18 protein-coding genes are annotated in these 21,434 nt (G+C 71.2%); 8 read left to right on the top strand and 10 right to left on the bottom strand.

All coding sequences use genetic code 11. The features are described from left to right. Positions 1-100: 100 nt before the first annotated feature. Together P4R38_RS00790 and P4R38_RS00785 are read right to left on the bottom strand one after the other, a co-directional pair. A complete protein-coding gene (locus tag P4R38_RS00790; RefSeq protein WP_277190562.1) occupies positions 101-922 on the bottom strand; it encodes a carbon-nitrogen family hydrolase in 822 nt (273 codons plus the stop codon). Positions 923-926: 4 nt separating this feature from the next. Then, positions 927-2,939, bottom strand: coding sequence for a cytochrome c oxidase assembly protein (locus tag P4R38_RS00785; RefSeq protein WP_277190561.1), 2,013 nt, complete (start codon positions 2,937-2,939; stop codon positions 927-929). Positions 2,940-3,003: 64 nt separating this feature from the next. On the opposite strand from P4R38_RS00785, the gene P4R38_RS00780 reads away from it, so the two are divergent. After that, positions 3,004-3,861, top strand: coding sequence for a maleylpyruvate isomerase family mycothiol-dependent enzyme (locus tag P4R38_RS00780; protein WP_277190559.1), 858 nt, complete (start codon positions 3,004-3,006; stop codon positions 3,859-3,861). A 292-nt stretch (positions 3,862-4,153) separates the two neighbouring features. Here P4R38_RS00780 and P4R38_RS00775 read toward each other — a convergent pair whose 3' ends face one another. Then, positions 4,154-4,972 (bottom strand): hypothetical protein, encoded by an 819-nt coding sequence (locus P4R38_RS00775; protein ID WP_277190558.1) that lies wholly within the window; start codon positions 4,970-4,972, stop codon positions 4,154-4,156. An 86-nt stretch (positions 4,973-5,058) separates the two neighbouring features. Between P4R38_RS00775 and P4R38_RS00770 the strand changes: the two genes are divergently transcribed. Continuing rightward, the gene (locus P4R38_RS00770) at positions 5,059-6,900 is read left to right on the top strand and encodes an MDR family MFS transporter (RefSeq protein ID WP_277190556.1); all 1,842 of its coding nucleotides are present in this window, start codon (positions 5,059-5,061) and stop codon (positions 6,898-6,900) included. 32 nt (positions 6,901-6,932) lie between these two features. Here the strand turns inward: P4R38_RS00770 and P4R38_RS00765 are convergent, their stop codons facing one another. Next, on the bottom strand, positions 6,933-8,660 hold the full coding sequence (locus P4R38_RS00765; RefSeq protein WP_277190555.1) for a hypothetical protein: 1,728 nt from the start codon (positions 8,658-8,660) through the stop codon (positions 6,933-6,935). 192 nt (positions 8,661-8,852) lie between these two features. Here P4R38_RS00765 and P4R38_RS00760 point away from each other — a divergent pair, with 192 nt between their 5' ends. After that, positions 8,853-9,440 (top strand): hypothetical protein, encoded by a 588-nt coding sequence (locus tag P4R38_RS00760; RefSeq protein ID WP_275237078.1) that lies wholly within the window; start codon positions 8,853-8,855, stop codon positions 9,438-9,440. 5 nt (positions 9,441-9,445) lie between these two features. Here the strand turns inward: P4R38_RS00760 and P4R38_RS00755 are convergent, their stop codons facing one another. From P4R38_RS00755 to pdhA, 4 genes are read right to left on the bottom strand one after another with little or no spacing between them, the layout of a single operon-like run. Then, a complete protein-coding gene (locus P4R38_RS00755) occupies positions 9,446-10,294 on the bottom strand; it encodes an SGNH/GDSL hydrolase family protein (RefSeq protein ID WP_277190553.1) in 849 nt (282 codons plus the stop codon). A gap of 27 nt (positions 10,295-10,321) precedes the next feature. Continuing rightward, positions 10,322-11,845, bottom strand: a complete 1,524-nt coding sequence (locus tag P4R38_RS00750) for a dihydrolipoamide acetyltransferase family protein (RefSeq protein ID WP_277190552.1) — start codon at positions 11,843-11,845, stop codon at positions 10,322-10,324. A 25-nt stretch (positions 11,846-11,870) separates the two neighbouring features. Further along, complete coding sequence (locus tag P4R38_RS00745; RefSeq protein WP_275237075.1) at positions 11,871-12,860, bottom strand: alpha-ketoacid dehydrogenase subunit beta; 990 nt, start codon at positions 12,858-12,860, stop codon at positions 11,871-11,873. Continuing rightward, the gene (gene pdhA, locus P4R38_RS00740; RefSeq protein ID WP_409201225.1) at positions 12,860-14,047 is read right to left on the bottom strand and encodes a pyruvate dehydrogenase (acetyl-transferring) E1 component subunit alpha; all 1,188 of its coding nucleotides are present in this window, start codon (positions 14,045-14,047) and stop codon (positions 12,860-12,862) included. Before pdhA ends, P4R38_RS00745 begins: the two co-directional genes overlap by 1 nt. A 336-nt stretch (positions 14,048-14,383) precedes the next feature. On the opposite strand from pdhA, the gene P4R38_RS00735 reads away from it, so the two are divergent. Together P4R38_RS00735 and P4R38_RS00730 are read left to right on the top strand one after the other, a co-directional pair. Further along, positions 14,384-15,637, top strand: coding sequence for a neutral zinc metallopeptidase (locus P4R38_RS00735; protein ID WP_275237074.1), 1,254 nt, complete (start codon positions 14,384-14,386; stop codon positions 15,635-15,637). Positions 15,638-15,878: 241 nt separating this feature from the next. Then, complete coding sequence (locus P4R38_RS00730) at positions 15,879-16,661, top strand: class I SAM-dependent methyltransferase (protein WP_277190550.1); 783 nt, start codon at positions 15,879-15,881, stop codon at positions 16,659-16,661. Positions 16,662-16,813: 152 nt separating this feature from the next. Here the strand turns inward: P4R38_RS00730 and P4R38_RS00725 are convergent, their stop codons facing one another. Further along, positions 16,814-17,995: an MFS transporter gene (locus P4R38_RS00725; RefSeq protein ID WP_277190548.1), complete on the bottom strand. Its 1,182-nt coding sequence runs from the start codon at positions 17,993-17,995 to the stop codon at positions 16,814-16,816. 144 nt (positions 17,996-18,139) lie between these two features. Between P4R38_RS00725 and P4R38_RS00720 the strand changes: the two genes are divergently transcribed. Further along, on the top strand, positions 18,140-18,934 hold the full coding sequence (locus tag P4R38_RS00720; protein ID WP_277190546.1) for a hypothetical protein: 795 nt from the start codon (positions 18,140-18,142) through the stop codon (positions 18,932-18,934). A gap of 45 nt (positions 18,935-18,979) precedes the next feature. Beyond that, the gene (locus P4R38_RS00715; protein WP_277190544.1) at positions 18,980-19,651 is read left to right on the top strand and encodes a class F sortase; all 672 of its coding nucleotides are present in this window, start codon (positions 18,980-18,982) and stop codon (positions 19,649-19,651) included. Positions 19,652-19,717: 66 nt separating this feature from the next. Here the strand turns inward: P4R38_RS00715 and hisC are convergent, their stop codons facing one another. Further along, the gene (gene hisC, locus P4R38_RS00710; protein WP_277190543.1) at positions 19,718-20,812 is read right to left on the bottom strand and encodes a histidinol-phosphate transaminase; all 1,095 of its coding nucleotides are present in this window, start codon (positions 20,810-20,812) and stop codon (positions 19,718-19,720) included. A gap of 73 nt (positions 20,813-20,885) precedes the next feature. Here hisC and P4R38_RS00705 point away from each other — a divergent pair, with 73 nt between their 5' ends. Beyond that, complete coding sequence (locus P4R38_RS00705; RefSeq protein ID WP_275237068.1) at positions 20,886-21,272, top strand: phage holin family protein; 387 nt, start codon at positions 20,886-20,888, stop codon at positions 21,270-21,272. Positions 21,273-21,434 lie beyond the last annotated feature (162 nt).

Here is a 21,434-nt window from a genome sequence, read left to right as displayed (position 1 = left end):
CCTGTGCGTCACGGGGTTTCGACACGGTCCTCGGCTGGCGCCTCGCACTGGCTCAACCAGCGGGACCTCCTGAGGACGTATCGAGACCACCGGTGATGGGTCAGAGGCGGCGGTCGGAGAGGACGGGGAAGGACTCGCGGGCGGACTCGACCAGGCCGGCCGGGATCTGCACGGACAGGACCTCCTCGCCCGTACCCGCCTCGGCCAGGACCTCACCACTCGGGGCGATCACCGCGCTCCGCCCGCCCATCTCCGTACCGGCGTGCGTACCCGCCGTGTTGCAGGCGATCACCAGCGCCTGGTCCTCGATCGCGCGAGCGCGCAGCAGCAGCCGCCAGTGCTCGATGCGGGCCATGGGCCATGCGGCCGGGATCAGGAAAACCGTTGCGCCCTGGTCGATCTGGGCGCGGTACAGCTCGGGGAATCTCAGGTCATAACACGTCGACAGCGCCGCGTGCGAGCCGTTCGGCAGCTCGATCAGCACCAGGTCGGCGCCCGCCTCCATCAGCAGCGGCTCACCCCCGGCGAACCCGAACCGGTGGATCTTCCGGTACGTCGAGGCGAGCGCGCCGTCCGCGGACAGGACGACCGAGGTGTTCCACAACCCCTTGCCCTCGGGGCCGAGCTCGTCGGCGGGACGCTCCACGATCGAGCCGCCGTGCAGCAGCACGCCCGCGTCCTGCGCCGCCTCCGCGAGCGCCTTCACGACCGGGCCGTCGGTCGCCTCGGCCTTGTCGGGCCATGCGCGGTAGTCGAAACCGCCCATCGGCCACAGCTCCGGCAGCACCACCAGGTCGTGGCCGCGCTGGGCACGGACGAGGTCGACGACTCGCGCCGTACGCTCCGGCACGGTCTCGCTGTCGTCGTACGCGAGCTGGATCAGGGCGACGCGAAGGCCGGCGGACGTCGTCGGGCTGGTCACGGTGTCACTCCTTGTGCTCGGGCGTGCGGCCGGATCCGGATCGGGAGGCGAGGTACTCGTTGTACGCCTTGAGCTCGGCGTCGTCGTCGCGGTCGGCCTGCCGGGCCTGTCGGCGGCCCTCGGCCGAATCCTGCCGCAGCCAGTCGGCGGTGACGAGCATGGCCAGGATCAGGGTCGGCAGCTCTCCGGTCCCCCACGCGACACCACCGGCGGCGCGCTGGTCCTCCAGCGGGTCCGCCACCCACGGCAGCTGCAGCGCGGTGAAGAAGTCCGGCGCGAGCAGCCCGGTGCCGGTCATCAGCGCCACGCCGAAGAACGCGTGCGCGGCGACGGTGATCAGCAGCACGAGCAGCCGCAGCGGGGCCGGCCACTTGCGCGGGCCGGGGTCGACGCCGACGAGCACCCAGGCGAAGAGGTACCCGGTGAGCATGAAGTGGACGACCATCAGCACGTGGCCGGTGTGGGTCTCCAGCGCCTTCCCGAACAGCGGTGAGTAGTAGAAGACGACCAGGCTGACGAAGAACAGCACCGCCGCGACGACCGGGTTGCCGAGGACGTTCAGGAACCGCGAGTGGACGATCGCGAGCAGCAGCTCGCGCGGTCCGAGCGTGGCGTCCTTGCGAACCGGCAGGGCCCGCAGCGCCAGCGTGACCGGCGCGGCGAGCACGAGGAACAGCGGGACCACCATGGCGATGAGCATGTGCTCGACCATGTGGACCGAGAACATCACCCGCCCGTAGATGCCTACGGCGCTGTCGACGGCGTACACGAAGATCGCCCAGCCGAGCACCCAGAGGACGAGGCGACGTACGGGCCACTGGTCGCCGCGGCGGCGCAGCCGCAGCACCCACGCGACGTAGACGCCGACGGCGACCACCGCGACGGAGGTGAAGAGCCACTCCGTACGCCACATCGTCCAGAAGGCCGAGGGCTCGAAGTCGGGCGGCGTCGGGTAGCCGGTGCGCTCCAGCGCCGGGTCGGTGGACCGGGTGACCTCGCTGACGGGCGGGATCGAGCGGGTCAGCGCCACGCCGAGCCCGACCGCGACGCCCATGACGAGCACCTCGACACCGGCCAGCCGGGCGAACAGCGCCTTGGGCGGCTGGGCCGACGGGTCGGCGCGCAGGAGGTCGACGACCTTGTCGCGCTGTAGGTACCCGAACACCCCGAGCACGACCACGGCGGCGACCTTGAGCAGCACCAGCACGCCGTACCGGGTCGTCAGCCCGCCGAACCCACCGATGCGGATCCAGGCGTTCAGGACCCCGGACAGCGCGACGAGCACGTAGCACCACAGCGCGACCGTGGAGTACCGCTGGACGGTGGTGGCTGCGCCCTTGCCGAGCCGGGGCCACATGACCAGCAGGCTGAGCAGGCCGCCGACCCACAGGGTGATGCCGACCAGGTGGCCGGCCAGGGAGTTCACCGCAGCGTCGTGGTCGCTGCTGCCCGCGGCGTGCCCCGCGAGCGCGAGCGGCAGCACGGCCAGGACGGAGGTCGCGAGCAACCAGACCTGGGTGTTGCGCGACCGGTCGACGACCGCGACCAGTCCCACGAGCAGCGCGAGCAGCGCGGTGATCGCCGGCGCGCGCAGCTGGTCCAGGTCCCAGGTGCTCGTCCATGCCGACGACCAGAAGCCGGCCGAACCCACCGGGCTGCCGGCCACGTCGGCGTACCCGAGGATCGCGCCGAGAACCCCGGCGAGGCCCCAGGTCAGAGCGGAGTACGCGGCGATCGTGCCCGCGCGCTCGCGGCGGCGGGTGGACGCGGCCTCCGGCACGAGCAGCCCGCCGATCAGCAGCGAGCCGACCGTCAGCGCGGCGGCGATGTCATGCACGACGCGGGTCAGCGGGAGGCCCCACCGGACCAGTGCGCCGGGGTCGCCGATCTCCAGCGCCTGCGTCGCGCGGCCGTACCAGGCGGCGAGAGCGCAGACGACGAGTGCGACGACGCCGATGAGGACGATCCAGCTGGGGCTCATCCGTCGCCGGTTGTCGCCGATGTACCCACTACTCACGACCGACAGCCTAGGTTCAGTCTCTGGACACGTGCTGTGCCGCCCGCTCCGTAGGGTGAGCGCCATGGCAATGCACCCTCCTGCACCCACCCAGCTGCCCGAGCTGGTCGAGGCCTGGAAGCAGACCACCCAGGCGGTCATCGACCTGGCGACCACCGCGAGCGACGCCGAGCTCGCACGGGAGACGACCTGCCCGGGGTGGACGGTCAAGGACCACATCGCGCACGTCGCCGGGCTCGAGACGCGGCTGGACGGCCACGTCGACCCCGATGTCGAGGTCCCCGACTACCCCTGGCTGCGGCACGACACGGGCCGGTTCATGGAGCGGGCCGTCGAGGTGCGCCGGTCCTGGACGGGCGCGGAGGTGGTTGCCGAGCTCACCCGCGTCATCGCGCGCCGGGCCGAGACGCTGCAGGACCCCGAGCTCACCGACGACACCCCGCTCCCCGGACCGACGGGGCCCCGTCCGGCGCTGTCCCTGCTCACCCTCCGCACGATGGACATCTGGTGCCACGAGCAGGACATCCGGGACGCGATGGGCCGCCCGGGCGACCTGGACTCCCCGGCCGCCGCGCTGTTCGTGATGAAGGTCCTGGAGGCGTTCCCCGAAGGAGCGCTCGCCGACGCGGACCTGCCGGTCGGGACCGCGGTGATCGTGGAGTCCACCGGCCCTGTCCTCGCCCGTGAAGGCATGCGCGTCGTCGAGGGCGAGGACGGTACGCCGGTCGCCGAGCCGCTCTTCTCCGGCACCGTCGACGGCCTCGACCACAGCGCCGAGCACGTCACGACGATCCGCATGACGACCGAGGGCCTGGCCCGAGCCGGCGCCGGTCGCTACCCGGTCGATGAGCTGCGCTACTCCGTCGAGGGCGACGAGGAGGTTGCCCGCCGGGTGCTCGAAGCGCTCGTCATCGTTCCCTGACGCCGGGGCCGGCTTCGGCTGGTCGCGGGCGGCGATCGTACGCAACCGGTCGAGCGCGATCCGTAAGGAGAAGTGCGTCCGTACGCACCTTCTCTTACGGAACCGAGCGCTGGCGAGTGCGATGATGCGCTCCCCGACGAGCGATGGAGAACGACCGTGACCGCGACGCGCAACGCGCGTCAGCAGCCGAAGCCTCGGTACGGCAAGCGCTCTCCCACCCGTCCTGAGAACGAGTACGACCCGGCGCTGACCTCGGCGGCTAGGTCGACCGCCCCCGAGCACCAGCACCACCTCACGACCCGCCGCCCAGCAACGGGCCTGTGCCGACCTCGCTCCGGGAACGACGCAGGGCCCGCGACCGGGCCAGCAGTCCGCAGCCGGCCAGCCCCAGGAGTACGGCCGCCCAGCCGAACCCGACCGCCCACCACGGCGTCCCCGCCGGCGGTCGACCGATCAGCAGCATCGCGGCCTGCCGCACCGACTCCAGCTGGTCGGTGTCGCCGCCGTCCTCGGGCGGATAGGCGACGAACATCGCGGTGCCGGCGGCCATCAGCATCGTCCAGAGGACGACGAAGGCGAGCTTCCGCAGCGCCTCCGCCCGGTCCTGTGACCACGACCGACGGGCGTCCACCGCCACGCGCATCGGCACGACCAGCGCCAGCACCAGCACGTATCCGCCGAGCACGCCGATCAGCAGCCCGAACAGCGGGTCCCACCACTCCAGGTAGCCGCCGTTGTCGAACAGCACCGACCCCAGAGCGCCGTCCACCGCCGCGAGCAGCGACAACCCGGCGCCCAGGTATGCGCCACCGAACAACGCCAGCGGCGTTGCGAGCAGCGGGACAAGGTATGGGCGGATGAACCCCTCCCATGCACCGTCGCCCGACCGTGACAGCAGCACCGACGAGGGCATCCGCGGCGCCGGCCACACCGCGGCCGCGATCATGGCCGCAACCGCAGGACCGATCAGCAGACCGATCATCCAGGCGTCGAGGCCCGGCTTCGGCCCGATCCCCGCGGCGAGGAGCAGCACGCAGACGGACAAGCCCGCGATCAACCACCCGCACGCCCGCCGGCGCGCACCGGCACGCCCGCTCCTCTCGCTGTCCACGCGCGGAGTATGACCGGTCCCGGGCGCAGGCGCTTGCCGCGGGGCCGTAGGGGTATCCATAGTGGGTCTACAGACAGGGAGGTCCCGTGACCACCGCTTCCGAACCCGCCTCGGGTGAGCTCAGCCACCGCGAGATCCTGACGATCCTCGTCGGCCTGCTGATGGGCATGTTCCTCGCCGCGCTCGACCAGACGATCGTGGGTACGGCGATCCGCACGATCGCCGACGACCTGCAGGGCCTGTCGGTCCAGGCGTGGGTGACGACGGCGTACCTCATCACCTCGACGATCACGACCCCGATCTACGGCAAGCTCGGCGACCTGTACGGCCGCAAGAAGCTGTTCCTGTTCGCGATCACGGTGTTCATCGTCGGCTCGGCGCTGTGCTCGTTCGCGACGTCGATGTACGTGCTCGCGGCGTTCCGTGCGGTGCAGGGGATCGGTGCCGGCGGCCTGATGACGCTCGTCCTCGCGATCATCGGTGACCTCGTGCCCCCACGCGAGCGCGCTCGCTACACCGGCTACTTCATGGCGGTGTTCGGCACGACGAGCGTGCTCGGACCGGTGGTCGGCGGGTTCTTCGCCGAGGCGGACACGCTGCTCGGGATCTCCGGGTGGCGCTGGGTGTTCCTCATCAACGTGCCGCTGGGCATCCTCGCGCTGTTCGTCGTCAACCACACCCTGCACCTGGAGTACCGCCGCCGCGAGGCCCGGATCGACTGGTGGGGCGCGGCCAGCCTCGTCGTCGCGCTCGTACCCCTCCTGACCGTCGCCGAGCAGGGACGCGAGTGGGGCTGGGGTTCCGGGCGCTCGCTCGCGGCGTACGCGATCGGCGCGGTCGGCGTGATCGCGTTCGTCCTCATCGAGCGGGCCATGGGCGACGACGCGCTGATCCCGCTGCGGATCTTCCGCATCCGCGCCGTCGCGGTCACCATCGTCGCCAGCATCATCGTCGGCATGGCGATGTTCGGCGGAATCATCGTGCTGCCGCAGTACATGCAGATCGTGCACGGCGCCTCCCCCATGGAGTCGGGGTTCCTGATGCTGCCGATGGTGCTCGGCCTGATGATCGCGGGCGTCTTCTCCGGGCAGGTGGTGAGCCGCACCGGCATCATCCGCCCGCTCCCCATCGTCGGCACCGCGCTCGGGACCGTCGCGCTCGCGCTGATGTGGCAGTACGTCCACGCCGACACCACCCTCGTGCTGGTGATGGCGTTCATGCTGCTGTTCGGTCTCGGCCTCGGTAACTGCATGCAGCCGCTGACCCTGATCGCGCAGAACTCCGTCCCCCCGCAGGAGATCGGGGTGGCGACGAGCTCCGCCACGTTCTTCCGGCAGATGGGCGGCACGCTCGGCGTCGCGGTGTTCCTGTCCGTACTGTTCAGCACCGTCGGCGACAACATCGCGACCGCGCTCAGGCAGGCGTCGTCCACGCCGGAGTTCCGCGCCGCAGCCGCCGACCCCGCCGTGCTCGCCAATCCCGCCAACCGAGGCGTGGTCGAGGCGCTGCGCGGAGGCACCGGCGCAGGAGGCGGCCTCAGCGGCGTCCTGGACGACTCCTCGGTGATCTCCCGGATGGACTCCCGGATCGCTCATCCGTTCAAGGTCGGGTTCGCCGACTCGATGGATCTGGTGTTCCTGTGCGCGGCCGTCGTCATGCTCCTGGGCTTCCTGGTGCTGCTGCTGATGCCGCACGTCGAGCTGCGGGCGCAGTCGGCGAGCCAGGCCGCGCGGACGGCCCCCACGCCGGGGACGGCCGCACCCGCCGCGCCGGCAGGAGCCACGGCCGCCGCCGAGCCGGAGCCGGAGGCACCTCGCGAGCGCGGCGTGGTCGACGACGTCACGCAGGTGTGCGCCGACGTCAGTGCCGGCCACACGATGGACGAGCTGCCCGCCGAGGACGAGCCGACCGGCGGCCGCCGGACCTGACTGACCCGCGGCACGCCGTACGGCGTACGGCGTCAGGGCCGGATCAGCACCTCGACGTTCAGCTGACCGCTCGGGACCTCGAACTGGAACGGCACCGTCGTCGTGGCCCCCGGCAGGTCACCGGCCCACGGCTCGGCGTCGATGCGGTCGCGGACGAGGACGCGGACGGCGTCCGCCGGCGCCTCACGGGTCCGCCGGTGATCGTCGTCCTGCGGGCGGGGCCACCACACGTTGAAGTAGACGGGCGAACCCTCCTGCTCCAGGTCGATCATCACAGCAGGAGCGAGGCTGACCCACGACTGCGAGCCCGCGAACTCCACGACCGTCGGCCGTCCGAGCAGACCTTGCTCCGCCATCCGCTCCTGGACGCCGCGCACGACCGAGCGCGCTCGGGCGACGTCGCCGCCGTACCCGGTGGTGAGAGGGCCGAACGCCGACCCGACGAGCACGAAGGAGCCGAGCGCCACCAGGCACGCGACGACGGCGGCCACAGGCGCCCCGAGCACCCGCGCCCGGACGCGACGCGCGGCGTGGTCGTACAGCCAGCAGCCCACCAGGCCGGTGACGAGCAGCCCGGCCGACATCCCCAGCAGGCTGTAGACCATCTGGAGGGGAACCCGGACGCTGGACGTCGCCCACAGCAGCGTGCCGTAAGCGGTGAGTGCCACGCCCAGGCCGGACCGCATCCAGGACCGGGTCGGCCGGACGAAGGCCACGGCAGCCAGAACGACGACCACCGCCCCCGCGGCGACGAGCACCCCCGAGACCTCGTGGATGGACCCGGCCAGCGCGTGCGGCCCGAGGGGGGCCAGGTTGCTCAGCAGGAACTCGAGCGCCCGGACGACGGTCACTCCGCCGGGGCCGCCATCGCTGCGGGACAGCCGCCACAGCTCGGGGAGGTTGGGCTCGGAGGAGACGAACGGCTCGACGATGACAGGCAGCCAGCACAGCACGGCGAGCAGCGCGGTCAGGCCGAGCGACCGCCGCCAGTCGCGGTCGATGCCAGTCCCGAACCGGCGTGTGCGCAGCCGCCGCGAGCGCGTCCGTCGGGTGTGGACCAGCCGGACGATTCCGACACCGGCGAGGACGAGGGTCAGCACGGCCACGACGGGGAGCATCGCGATGTGGCCCTGGGCGATGACGCTCGCGCAGAAGACGTACGGCAGCAGAGCCCGCCGGCGCCCGAGCACGAGCAGCCAGGCGAGGACGAGAACGGCCAGCAGACCGAGGATCGGTGGCCAGATGTTCAGCGGCAGCACCAGCTGCTGGCCGCCGACGCGGGCCGTCGCGAGCGCGACCAGGGCGACCACCACCGCGCCCGCACGGCCGCCGGCCCGGTACGCGCCGATCACGGCGACGAGGACGAACGCCCCCACCAGCAGCAACGAGCCGATCAGCAGGGCGCCCGGCCACCAACCGGTCAGGGCGTACAGGGGCGCCAGGAGGTAGAACTGCAGCGGTCCGGGGTGGTGCGCCCACACGTCGGGGGCCGTGCTCGAGCTGGTGGACCGCATCCCGGTCAGCGGCGGGTGCGCGCTGAACACGTCGTGCACCCGGATGGCCAGCAGCGCCTCGTCCCCCTGCGGCGTCCAGCCTCGGCCGAGCAGCAGCACCGTCCAGAGGACCAGCGGCACGACCGCGACGAGCGCCAGCACGCCCTCGACCCGGACCGGTACGGAGATCGAGCCGACCGACACGTACGCGCTGGGCCGGCGTTCGCGTACCGTCCCAGCGTCCTCAGCCTGGGCAACCGTCGCCATCAGGCCTCCTCCCCCACATCGTCACCGGCCGGCCGACCGGCACCGCGATGGAACCACAGGACGGCCGCGCCCATGGGCGGAGTTCGCGGATCCCCAGCGCCAGGTGGTCATTGCCACCAGGAACGACCAAGAGAGTCAGGATCGTGAAAACTTCAACAGTCTGATTGCGCCCTGCAGCGAGGATCCCGATCCATGACGACGACAGTAGACGAGCGTGAGCCCGACTCCGTCCAGGTGATCCGCGGGCCGCGCCCCGTGTTCGCGGCCGCGCAGGACTGGGTGTGGCCGGTCGTGCGGCTCGTGGTCGGGTTCGTCTTCTTCTGGGCGTTCCTCGACAAGCTGCTCGCGCTCGGGTTCGCCACCGGCAAGGACCCGAAGACCGGGGCGCTCGACCGGCTCGGACCCGACGCCTGGATCCACGGCGGCTCACCGACGTACGGGTTTCTGAAGTTCGGCACTGACAGCCCGCTGAGCCCGATGTACGAGTCCATGGCCGGCGTCAGTGTCTTCGACTGGCTGTTCATGCTGGGCATGGGCGGCGTCGGTCTCGCCGTGATCCTCGGCGTCGCGACGCGGATCGCCACCGTGTCCGGCATCCTGCTGATGGTGTCGCTGCGCCTCGCGCTGCTCGTGCCCGAGAACAACCCGATCGTGGACGAGCACCTGGTCTACGCCCTGCTGCTGATCGGGCTGGCGGCGTTGCCCGCGGCGCGCCGTTTCAGCCTGGCGACCTGGTGGGAAGGGCTCGCCGTCGTACGGCGGTTCCCGATCCTGCGCTGACGCCCTCAGGTCAGCATCCTCACCAGCAGATCGGCGATCGCCGTCTGCTCCCGGCCGAACGGGTGCAGCGGCGCGGCTGCGGCGCGGTCGCCGTGCACGCCGTTGACCCAGGGTTGGGCGTCGCAGATGCCGTGCCCGGCGGAGGCCGCGGCGACGTCGAGGTAGGCGACGCCCGCATCGGCGGCCGCACCGCGCACCGCCGCGTTGAGGGCCCCGATACTCGACGCGACGTACGCGTAGTCCTCCGGCCGCCACGGCAGGCGGTCCGGGCAGTGGTCGCCGGGGCGGACGAGCGCCGGGTAGCCGACGGCCACGACCCGGGCGTGCGGCGCGCGGGCCCGGACCTGGCGAAGCAGCCCGGCCAGCCGACCCCTCGTCCGTTCGGTGGCCCGGCGGATCTGGTCGACGCCGCCGGGGCTCAGCCGCTGCCGGCAGTCCGGTCCCGACCGGTCGGCGGCCGCCTGGGCGCAGGTCGCCGACAACCGGCCGAAGACCCGCTCGTCGTTCGCGCCCAGCGACACCGTGACCAGGTCGGTCGAGCGACTGACGGCGTCCAGCTGCGGCTCGTTGTGCCCTTGCGGGGTCGTGCCGTTGGCGGTCCGGGCGCCCGCGCAGGCGACGTTGCGGAGCACGCCCACGTGCAGCCGGGCCGCCAGCTGCACCGGGTAGCCGCCGCTGGAGCGCAGACACCCGGACGCCGCCTCGGTGACCGGCACCCACGGCGCGGCCGTGTAGGAGTCGCCGAGCGCGGCGTACTCCTCGTACCGGCCGGACGGCTGCGGTCCGCACGCGACCAGCGGGAGGGTCAGGACGACGACGCCGAGCACCGCCGCCCGAGCCCTCCCACCGGTCACACGCTCAGCGTGGCACGGCCGGTGGCCTCAGCCCCAGACCAGACCGCGGCTCGGGTCCTCCAGGACTGCGGCGACGTCGGCCAGGAACCGCGAGCCCAGCTCGCCGTCGATGAGCCGGTGGTCGAACGACACCGACAGCTGGGTGACCTGGCGGATGGCCAGCTCGTCGTTGCCGTCGGCGTCGGTGACGACCCACGGCTGCTTGCGGATCGCGCCGAAGCAGACGATCGCCGACTCGCCCGGGTTGATGATCGGCGTGCCGGTGTCGACGCCGAAGACGCCGACGTTGGTGATCGTGATCGTGCCGCCCGACATCTCCGCCGGCTGGGTACGACCCTCGCGCGCCGTCGTCGTCAGCGCACCGATCGCCTCGGCCAGCTGCCGCAGGTCCATCGTCTGCGCGTCCTTGATGTTCGGGACGAGCAGGCCGCGCGGGGTGGCGGCGGCGATGCCGAGGTTGACGTAGTTCTTCTGGATGATCTCCTGCGCCTGCTCGTCCCAGGTGGCGTTCATGCCCGGGTTGCGGCGGATGGCGATGCACAGCGCCTTGGCCAGCACCAGCAGCGGCGTGACCTTGACATCGCGGAACTCGCGGTCGGCCTTGAGCCGCTCGACGAGCTCCATCGTGCGGGTCACGTCGATGGTGATGAACTCGGTGACGTGCGGCGCGGTGAACGCCGAGCCGACCATCGCCTGCGCGGTCATCTTTCGCACGCCCTTGACCGGGATCCGCGTCTCGCGCTCGCCCCCTCCCAGCGAACTCTGACTGCCCGGCACCGCATGGAGGGCCGGGTAGTCGACATTCGCGGCTGGGGCGGCCGCCTCGGACGGCCCGTCGGCGATGAACGCCTCGACGTCGGCGCGGGAGATGACGCCGTCCTCGCGGGTCGGGATCACCTGCGAGAGGTCGACGCCGCGGTCCTTGGCGAACTTGCGCACCGGCGGCTTCGCGAGCGCCTTGCGACCGTTGCTCGTGGAGTACGACCACGCGCCACCACCGCTGGTTGAGCCGGACGGAGCGCTAGCGGAGTCCGTGTCGAAACCCGGTGCCGCAGAGGGAGACTCGCCACCCGCGGCTACGGAGGTCTCGAGACGGCTCGCCCTGGGGGGCTCGCCTCCTCGACCAGCGGGCTCGGGCGCAGCAGCCGCCGCCGGGGCAGCCGGACGCCGCTTGCGGCGGGTCGTCGTACCGGCGGACGGGCCGTAGCCGACCAGGTTCGCGACGCGCTCCTCGCCACCGGCAGCGCTGCCGGAGGCGGTGTCCGGGACGAGGTCGGTGGCCGAGCCGTCGGCCGGGTCGCCCTCGGCACCCGCGACGTCCACGGACACGATCGGGGCGCCGACGTCGACCGTCGTGCCCTCCTCGACGAGCAGCTCGACGACGGTGCCCTCCCAGGGGATGGGCAGCTCGACGAGCGACTTGGCGGTCTCGATCTCGACCACGATGTCGTTGGTCTTGACGGTGTCGCCCGCCTTGACCTTCCAGGTGACGATCTCCGCCTCGACCAGACCCTCACCCGGGTCGGGGAGGTTGAACTGCTTCACAGCCATGAAAAGCGTTCTCCTTGCTGATGGCTCAGAAAGCGAGCGACCGGTCGACGGCGTCCATCACACGGTCGAGGTTCGGGAGGAACTCCTCCTCGAACCGGCTCGGCGGGTACGGGATGTTGTAGCCGCCGACGCGCAGCACCGGGGCCTCCAGGTGGTAGAAGCACTCCTGCTGGATGAGCGCGGCCAGCTCGGCGCCCATACCGAGGAACGTCGACGCCTCGTGCACGACGACCGCACGGCCGGTCTTCTTCACCGCGTCGAGGACGGTCGGCCGGTCCAGTGGCGACAGCGAGCGCAGGTCGACGACGGTCAGCGAGATGCCCTCTGCAGCAGCGGCTTCAGCGGCCTGCAGGCAGGTCTTCACCATCGGCCCGTACGTGACGAGCGTGAGGTCGGTGCCCTCCCGGCGGACGGCCGCCTGGTGCAGACCGAGCGGCGCACCGGCGGTCTCGTCGATGTCGACCTCGCCGCGCTCGTGGTAGCGCCGCTTCGGCTCGTAGAAGATCACCGGGTCGTCCGAGGCGATCGCCTGCTGCATCATCCAGTACGCGTCGCCCGGGTCCGAGCAGGTGACGACGCGCAGGCCGGCGGTGTGGGCGAAGTAGGCCTCGTTGGACTCGGAGTGGTGCTCGACCGCGCCGATGCCACCGCCGTACGGGATGCGGATGACCATCGGCAGGCGCAGCGCACCCAGCGAGCGGGCGTGCATCTTGGAGACCTGGCTGATGATCTGGTCGAACGCGGGGTAGACGAACCCGTCGAACTGGATCTCCACGACCGGGCGGTACCCGCGCAGGCACAGGCCGATGGCGGTGCCGACGATGCCGGACTCGGCCAGCGGGGTGTCGATGACGCGGTCCTCGCCGAAGTCCTTCTGCAGGCCCTCGGTGATGCGGAAGACGCCGCCGAGCTTGCCGACGTCCTCACCCATCAGGACGACCTTGGGGTCGGCCTCCATGGCGGCGCGCAGGCCCGAGTTGAGGCCCTTGGCCAGCGTGAGCTTCTGCGTGGTCATCAGTGGCCCGCCCCTTCGAACGACGCGTGGTAGGCGACGAACTCGTCGCGCTCGGCCGCCACGACCGGGTGCTCGTCGACGTAGATGTTGTCGAACATCGTGGGGAGCTCGGGGTTCGGCATCTCCTGGCACGCCTTGCGGATGCGGGCGGCGATCTCGTCGGCCTCGGCGTCGACGGCGTCGAAGAACTCCTGGTCGGCATGGCCGTTCTTCTCCATGAAGCCGCGCATGCGCTTGATCGGGTCCTTCTCGCGCCAGATGTCGACCTCGGCCGCGATGCGGTACTTGGTCGGGTCGTCGGAGGTGGTGTGCGCGCCCATCCGGTAGGTGAACGCCTCGATCAGCGTCGGGCCCTGGCCCGCGCGGGCGGCGTCCATCGCGGCCTTCGAGACGGCGTACGACGCGAGGACGTCGTTGCCGTCGACGCGCACGCCGGGGAAGCCGAAGCCGCGGGCGCGCAGGTAAGGCGGGATGCGGAACTGCTTGTAGTTCGGCTCGGAGATCGCCCACTGGTTGTTCTGGACGAAGAAGACGACCGGCGCGTTGGCGACCCCGGCGAAGACGAGCGCCTCGTTGTAGTCGCCCTGGGCCGTACCGCCGTCACCGGTGAACGCCATCACCGCGGCATCGCGGGACTCGTCGCCCGTGCCGACGGCGCCGTCGCGCTGGATGCCCATCGCGTAGCCGGTCGCGTGCAGCATCTGGTTGCCGATGACGATCGTGTACAGGTGGAAGTTGTTCTCGTTGGAGTCCCAGCCACCGTTGTTGACGCCACGGAACATGCCGAGGAGGTTCTCCGGCGGGACGCCCTTGCACCAGGCGACACCGTGCTCGCGGTAGCCGGGGAAGGCGTAGTCCTGCGGGCGCATCGCGCGGCCGGCGCCGACCTGAGCGGCCTCCTGGCCCAGCAACGACGGCCACAGACCGAGCTCGCCCTGCCGCTGCAGCGCGTGGCCCTCGGCGTCGACCCGGCGCACGAGCACCAGGTCGCGGTACATCGCGCGGCCGTCCTCGGCCGTCAGCGCCTCGACGATCTCGGCGTACGGGGCGTTGCTCTCGTTCGTCTCCAGACGGTTGCCCTCGGCGTCGAGGAACTGGACCATGTCCGGCCCACCGTCGGTGATGTCGTGCTCTCCGGCGGGTGTCACCACAGACTCATGGTGACGCACCGTGGGCTCGTCGCTCACTGCGTCTCCTTCTCCTCCGGCCGGGGTCGGGGCCGGCGGTTCACGTGCGTCGAACGGACGGGGTCTCCGGCCCTCGACGACCAGCGTCACCCGTGTTGTGGTGCCGCTCACACTGCTGTCGGTCGCAGGCTACCCGCGGCCCTCGGCGTCTCACCAATCGGGACGTCCTCCCCCTGCTGACTCCCGGGTATTGGTTCCCGAGCGGTCAAGGCTTGGTCATTTGTCCGCATGGACCGGTGCCCGGCTATCGCGTTACCGGTGAGTCGTCCGGAGACTTCCGGCACGGCCGTACTTCAGGGATCACGAAGGTGGGCGGCCGTCAATCTAGGAGGAACGTTGAAGAAGAGTCTTGCCTGGGCGGTCACCTCGGTGGCAGCCCTCACGCTGTCGGTCGGCACCGCGCTCCCGAGCCACGCCGCCACCCAGCCCCAGCCGTCGCCGTCCGCGAAGATCTACAACGCGACGTCGGACGTGACGGCCAAGGACCGCGCCACGATGGACCGGATCCTCGCCAAGCTCCCGGCCGACTGGCAGACCCGCCGTGACGCCGTGCTGAAGGAGCACCACCTCGAGGCCTCGCCCGTACGCGACGTCGTGCAGGCGAAGGTCGCCAATGTCATCAACCCCGACGACTACGACTGCGGCCCGACCAAGCTGGACGCCTACGTCGACTCGATCCTCAAGGACGTCGACCCGGGCAACCTGTTCCTGCTGAGCATGATCGGCGCGCTGGACTTCCCCTCGTACGACGCGCTGATCTACGGGACGCCGAAGGGCGCGAACTACCAGCTGCCGTCGGCGTACGCGAGCTCGCTGACCACGACGTTCGGGTACGCCCAGCGCTTCTGGGACGTCAGGCTCAACGACGTGCAGCTCATGGCGATGCACGGCACGATGATGACCGACACCAACCGGGTCGCCCGGATGGTGACGCTCTTCTACGGGCTGGAGGGCCAGGAGGCCATCGACCTGGCGAACGACATCATCAGCATCGTCAAGAGCGACGCGGGCCTGCAGAACGGTGAGAACCCGATCTTCACGCTCAACGCGTTCGCCTACTCCGCCGTCGGCGAGACCGACCCGGTGTTCAAGCGGCTGAAGGACAAGCTGGTCTTCGGCGACGGGATCCTGGCCGCGCTCAAGGGAATCGGCCTGAACCAGGTCGGCCCGAAGGCCGTGATGGGTCACGAGATGGCCCACCACGTGCAGTACGAGGACAACCTGTTCGACTCCGACCTGGAGGGCCCGGAGGCGACGCGTCGCACCGAGCTGATGGCGGACTCGTTCGGTACCTACTTCGTCACGCACAAGAAGGGTGTCGGCCTCAACGCCAACCAGGTGCTGCAGGCGCAGCAGGCGTTCTACGCCGTCGGCGACTGCCAGTTCGACGCCACCGGCCACCACGGCACCCCGAACCAGCGCCGCGCGGCGTCGGCCTGGGGTGCGGCGGTCGTCGCCACGTCGAACAACCCGAACAAGGTGCTGCCCAGCCTGAAGCTGGACGCCAAGTTCGAGAAGGTGCTGCCGCAGCTGGTGGCGCCGGACGCCCCGACGTCGCTGGACGCCTACCGCAAGGTCGCTGCCAACTGACCCGGCGCTGATCGTCGCGCGAGGCGCCTGCCACACCTGTCCGGGTGGCAGGCGCCTCGTCGTCGTCGGTCGTCGGTCGCCCCAGCGCGCCCCGATCAGCGCGCCGAGCGGTCACTCACCGCACCGAAACCACCCCCACCAGCCCGACCAGCGACCCGACCGGTCACTCATTGGACCGAAACCACCCGACCAGCGCCGCGGCACCACCCGACCATCGCCCCTCGTCGCTAGCATCTGCGAGGTGGCATCGCCGGTCGGGCCGGACTTCTACGACGTCGAGCTGCGGGCGCTGCACGAGCACCTGCGGGCGGCGTACGGCATCGAGCCTGGCGACGCGGTCCTCGACGTCGGCTGCGGGGCCGGGCTCACCACCCGCGAGGCGGCTCGCGCCGCCGCTCCCGGCTCGGTGACCGGGGTCGACACGTCCGCCGAGATGCTGGGCCGCGCGCGCGGGCTCGCAGTCGAGGAGGGCCTCTCCAACGTCCGGTTCGTCCCCGGTGACGCGCAGACGTACGCCTTCGAGCCCGCCTCGTTCGACGTGGCCGTCAGCCGGTTCGGGACAATGTTCTTCGACGACCCGCCGGTGGCGTTCGCGAACATCGCCGCCGCGCTGAGGCCCGGCGGCCGCCTGGTGATGCTGGTGTGGCAGCCCGGCGAGGACAACGAGTGGTCCCGGGCCATCGACACCGCGCTCGGCCGTACGGCGTTCCCACCGTCGCGCGGGATGGACCCGTTCTCGCTGGGCGACCGTGACGCCACCACCCGCCTCATGGAGGGCGCCGGCTTCGGTCACGCGCACTTCGAGGACGTGCGCGAGCCGGTCTTCTACGGGCGCACGGTGCAGGACGCGCTCGACGTGGTCCTCGGGTTCCGGTCCGTGAGTGAGGCGCTCGACGCGCTGGGCAGCGACGCGGGCGGCGCGATCGACCGCATCCGGGAGGCGCTCGCCGCCCACCACAGCGCCGAGCACGGCGTCCGGTTCGCCGCGGGTGCCTGGCTGATCACCGCCCGTCGCAGCCGATGACCGACCAGCATCTGCGATCCACTCCCCGCGCTGACGCGCAGCGATTCCTCGGAGCGCCGTCCTCGAAGGGAGTGCAGAAGGAACGGGCGCAATAGCGCGCGTTCCTTCTGCACGGGGCGCGGACGACCATCTCGGAGGACCGCGGCACCGCGTCAGGGCGTCCGGAGGGTGCGCCGGCCGAGCACGGCGAGGACGACGGCCAGAGCGCCGGCGACGACCGCCACCCAGTAGCCGGCCTGCGGCGTGTACGCCTCCGCCACCCGTCCGCCGGCCGCCGAGCCTGCCGCGACACCGACGATCAGCCCGGTGATCACGACGCTGAGCGCCTCGTTGACCTGACCGGCCGGGACGAGGCGCTGGGCGAGGTTCATCGAGGTGATGAGCGTCGGCGCCGTCGCGACGCCGGCCACCAGCATCACCAGCGACAGACTCACGAAGTCGCCCGCGAGCAGGACCGGCGCCTCCAGCACGACCATCCCGAGCGTGCCGGCCACCAGCGCGGTGGGCAGGCTCAGCCGCACCGTACGAGCGCCGTACACCAGCCCGGCGCCGGCCGACCCGAGGGCGAAGAGCGCGAGCACCGGCCCGGCGAGGTCCTTGCGGCCCAGGTGCTCGGCGACGGCGATGGTGACGACCTCGTTCGAGCCGAAGATCGTGCCGGTCATGAACATCACCAGGCCGAGCAGCACGATGCCCGGACGGCGCAGCGCGAGCGTGGTGTCCGGCTGCGCGTCCCGGTCGACCGGCGGCTCGGTGCTGCGCGCGCCGAGGAAGACGACCATGCCCACGACGTAGCAGAGCCCGGCCGCGACGAACCCGGCCTCGGGGAACATTTGCGTCGACAGCACGACCGCGAGCACGGGACCGAAGACGAACGAGAGCTCGTCGATCACCTGCTCGAACGACATGGCCGTGTGCAGCCGGTCCGGCCGGTCGGTCAGCAGGTGCGACCAGCGGGCCCGCGACATGGTGCCGGTGTTCGCGACGATGGCCGCGAGTGCGTAAGCCACGAACAGCGTCCAGGCCGGGGCCTCCACGACGGACAGGACGACCAGGGTCGACCCCCACAGCACGGTCCAGCCGACGAGTGGAAGCGCGATGCGGCGCTGCCCACGCCGGTCGATGAGCCGCCCGACGACGGCGGCGGTGATCGCCAGCACCACCAGCCCGGCGGCCGAGACACCGCCCGCCAGACCGTACGACTCGCGTCGGGCCGAGACCATCGCGACGACGGCCACACCGAACATCGCACTGCCCAGCCGCGCCAGCGCACTCCCGGCGACGAAGCGTGGGGCACCCGGAGTGCGGAGCAGGGGGAGGTACGCCGACAGCACCCGCCCATCCAACACGGCCGAGCGGCGCGGTCCGAAAAACGTGACCCCGCCCACCCATCCGGTCCATCGGTCGCGCCGAACCCCTGTACGTCAGCCCCGGATGAACCCCACAGAGGCGGGGCACCCAACCGAAGGAGCTCAACGATGCGCACCACCACAAAGCTCGCCCTGGCGGCGCCGGCGGCCTGCGCCATGATCTTTGCGGGTGCCTCGGGCGCCCATGCGGACGATGGCACGTACACGATGAAGCTGACCGACACGATGGGCAACAACAGCGGCTCGCACTCGACGGCCACCGTGCACGTCATGGGCGACCAGCTGAAGGTCCACATCACGGGCAGCGGCTTCACGCCGAACTCGCCGCACGCTCAGCACTTCCACGGCTCGTTCTCGGAGAACAAGAACTTCACCTGCCCCACCTCGGCCGCCGACACCAACGGTGACGGCCAGGTGAGCACCGAGGAGGGCCTGCCGATGTACGGCGACATCATGATCTCGCTGACCACCAAGGGCGACACCAGCCCCAAGAGCGGTCTCGCCGTCGATCGGATGCCCGTGGCGGACGCCCAGGGCAACCTGTCCTACGACCGCACCATCACCCTGCCCGCGGGCGCCGGCGCCAAGCTGAAGAACCTGCACATCGTCCAGCACGGCCTCGACGCCAACGGCAACGACAAGTACGACCTCGACGCGCTCGGCGAGTCCACCTTCGCCAAGTCCCTCGGTGTGAGCGGCATCCCGCAGGAGGCCACCAACCCGGCCACCTGCGGCACGGTCAGCGGCGCCTCGGTGGGCGCTGAGCCGACCGGCGGTGTCGACACCGGCGACGGCACCACCCAGGGGGTCGAGGACGTGGGCATCCTCGGTCTCGGCGCGCTCACGCTCGCCGGAGCCGGCGGCGCCTGGGCCTACCGCCGCCGTCTCGGCCGGCAGAGCTGACCGATCCCGATGGGTATCACGTCCGGCCGTGGTCGACTCCGTACGGTGTCGGCCACGGCCGCCGTGCTCGCGCTGAGCGGGACCGGACTGGTGGCCTACGGCCTGTCGAAGCAGGACACGGCCACGCCCCCGTCCCCGGGCCGTTCCACCGCGGCGGCCGAGAGCCCTTCTGGCGCTGCGTCTTCGCCGCCGCCCGCCCGGAAGGGCGCGGCGTACGCCGTCCCGCAGGGCGACGTGCTGGACCGGTCGCAGCCGACCCGGGTCCGCATCCCCTCGCTGAAGGTGGACACGGACGTCATCGACCTCGGGCTGCAGCCGAACCGCCGCATGGAGGTCCCGCAGAACGGCAAGCAGGCCGGCTGGTTCACCGGGAGCCCCACGCCCGGTCAGCTCGGCCCGTCGATCGTCGCCGCGCACGTCACCTGGCAGAGCAAGCGCGGGGTGTTCTTCGAGCTCGGCGCCATGAAGCCCGGCCAGCGGATCGAGGTCGACCGCCAGGACGGCACGACCGCCGCGTTCCAGGTGGACCAGGTCGGGCAGTACCCCAAGGCGTCGTTCCCCACCGAGAAGGTCTACGGGACCGTCGACCGTGCCGAGCTGCGCCTGATCACCTGCGGCGGCGTGTACGACGGCGACTCGGGCCATCACCTGGACAACATCGTCGTCTTCGCGCACCTGGTGCCCTCGACGGCACCGCACGCTCACCACACCGGGTGAGCCCACGGACCGGCCGGCGTACGAGGGGCGGTGGGGTGTCCTCGTACGCCGGCCTTCCGCGTGGGATCAGCGGTTGCGGAACGCGCCCGCGACCTCGATGAGACGGTCGTTGGCCTCCGTCTCGGCGATCGTGCAGCGGCAGCCCTCCCCCGCGAACGGCCGGACCACCAGACCCGCGTCGTCGGCGATCTCGGCGAACTCCACGGTGTCCTCGCCCAGCGGCAGCCAGACGAAGTTCGCCTGCGTCTCGGGCACGTCCCAGCCCTGACCGCGCAGCGCCTCCAGGACCCGCCCGCGCTCCTGGACCAGGGCGGTGACCCGCTCGGCCAGCTCGTCGTAGGCGTCCAGGCTGGCGATCGCCGCCTCCTGCGCGACGGTGCTCACGCCGAACGGGACCGCCGCCTTGCGCAGCGCCTCGGCGACCGGCGCCTGCGCCACCGCGTACCCCACCCGGAGACCGGCGAGGCCGTACGCCTTCGAGAACGTCCGCAGCACAGCGACGTTCGCGTGCTCGCGGTAGACGTCCAGCGCCACCGGGGCGTCGCCGTCACGGACGAACTCCAGGTACGCCTCGTCGATGACGATCAGCACGTCGGAGGGCACCGTGGCGATGAACGCGTCCAGCTCGTCGGCGTGCACGACCGGGCCGGTCGGGTTGTTGGGGGTGCAGACAAGGACCAGCCGGGTGCGGTCGGTGATCGCCTCGGCCATCGCCTCCAGGTCGTGCCGGGCGTCGGCGGTCAGCGGGACCTGCACCGACGTGGCGCCCGCGAGCGCCACGACGATGGGGTACGCCTCGAACGAGCGCCACGCGTACACGACCTCGTCGCCCGGCTCGCAGGTGATCTGCAGCAGCTGCCCGAGCACGCCCACGCTGCCGGTACCGGTCGCGACGTGCTCGGCCGGCACGTCCAGCGTCTCGGCGATCTTGGCGGTGAGCGCCGAGACGGCCATGTCCGGGTAGCGGTTCATCTGGGTCGCCGCGTCCTGGACGACCTTCAGCACCGAGGGCAGCGGCGGGTACGGGTTTTCGTTCGAGGAGATCTTGTACGTCGTCACGTCGGTCCGCGGCGCGGCCGGCTTGCCCGGCTTGTAGCCCGGCACCCCGGCGAGCGTCGTGCGCAGCCGAACGTCGGTGGTCGGCGTGGTCTGGTCAGTCATGGGCACCACTGTAGGAGCCGCCGCGGGCGTCGGGGTCCGGCGTTCGGGGCGGGTGGGCTGCCAGGATGAGCGCATGGTCAACTTCGCCATCAAGACCGGCATCAACGCCGTCGCCCTCTGGGTGGCCGCCGCCGTGATCTCGGGCATCACCCTGGTCGACGACTCCAAGAGCACCAGCAGCAAGGTCGTCACGGTGATCGTGGTCGCCGTGATCTTCGGTCTGATCAACGCCGTCGTGAAGCCGATCGCGCTGCTGATCTCGCTGCCGGCGCTGATCCTGACGCTCGGCCTGTTCACCCTGATCGTGAACGCCCTGATGCTCCAGCTGCTCTCCTGGTTCTCCGACCAGCTGAACCTCTCGTTCCACGTCGACGACTTCTTCTGGGACGCGGTCGCCGGAGCCCTGATCATCACCCTGGTCAGCTGGGTCCTGAACATCGTGATCCGCGACGACGACTGACCCCGAGGCCGCCGGTCGAGTAGGCGAGCCCCCTAGGGCGAGCCGTATCGAGACCAGGTGACCGTGCGCACCAGGTCTCACTTCGTTCGCCCTACTCGACCGACGGTGTGCAAGGTCCGCTGGTTGAGCCGGGCGAGCGCCCCAGCGCGAGCCCGAGTCGAA

It is taken from the genome of Luteipulveratus flavus (assembly GCF_029439465.1).
In the GTDB taxonomy this organism is placed as follows: domain Bacteria; phylum Actinomycetota; class Actinomycetes; order Actinomycetales; family Dermatophilaceae; genus Luteipulveratus; species Luteipulveratus flavus.
Note: the sequence above shows the minus strand (reverse complement) of the source record. Positions and strands in the feature narration are given on the sequence as shown.

Bases quoted from the DNA above. Each gene is read 5' to 3' on its own strand.
- P4R38_RS00765 (WP_277190555.1), bottom strand. From the start codon at position 8,660: ATGGCGACGGTTGCCCAGGCTGAGGACGCTGGGACGGTACGCGAACGC.
- P4R38_RS00705 (WP_275237068.1), top strand. From the start codon at position 20,886: ATGGTCAACTTCGCCATCAAGACCGGCATCAACGCCGTCGCCCTCTGG.
- P4R38_RS00720 (WP_277190546.1), top strand. From the start codon at position 18,140: ATGCGCACCACCACAAAGCTCGCCCTGGCGGCGCCGGCGGCCTGCGCC.
- P4R38_RS00780 (WP_277190559.1), top strand. From the start codon at position 3,004: ATGGCAATGCACCCTCCTGCACCCACCCAGCTGCCCGAGCTGGTCGAG.
- P4R38_RS00750 (WP_277190552.1), bottom strand. From the start codon at position 11,845: ATGGCTGTGAAGCAGTTCAACCTCCCCGACCCGGGTGAGGGTCTGGTC.
- hisC (WP_277190543.1), bottom strand. From the start codon at position 20,812: ATGACTGACCAGACCACGCCGACCACCGACGTTCGGCTGCGCACGACG.
- P4R38_RS00760 (WP_275237078.1), top strand. From the start codon at position 8,853: ATGACGACGACAGTAGACGAGCGTGAGCCCGACTCCGTCCAGGTGATC.
- P4R38_RS00745 (WP_275237075.1), bottom strand. From the start codon at position 12,860: ATGACCACGCAGAAGCTCACGCTGGCCAAGGGCCTCAACTCGGGCCTG.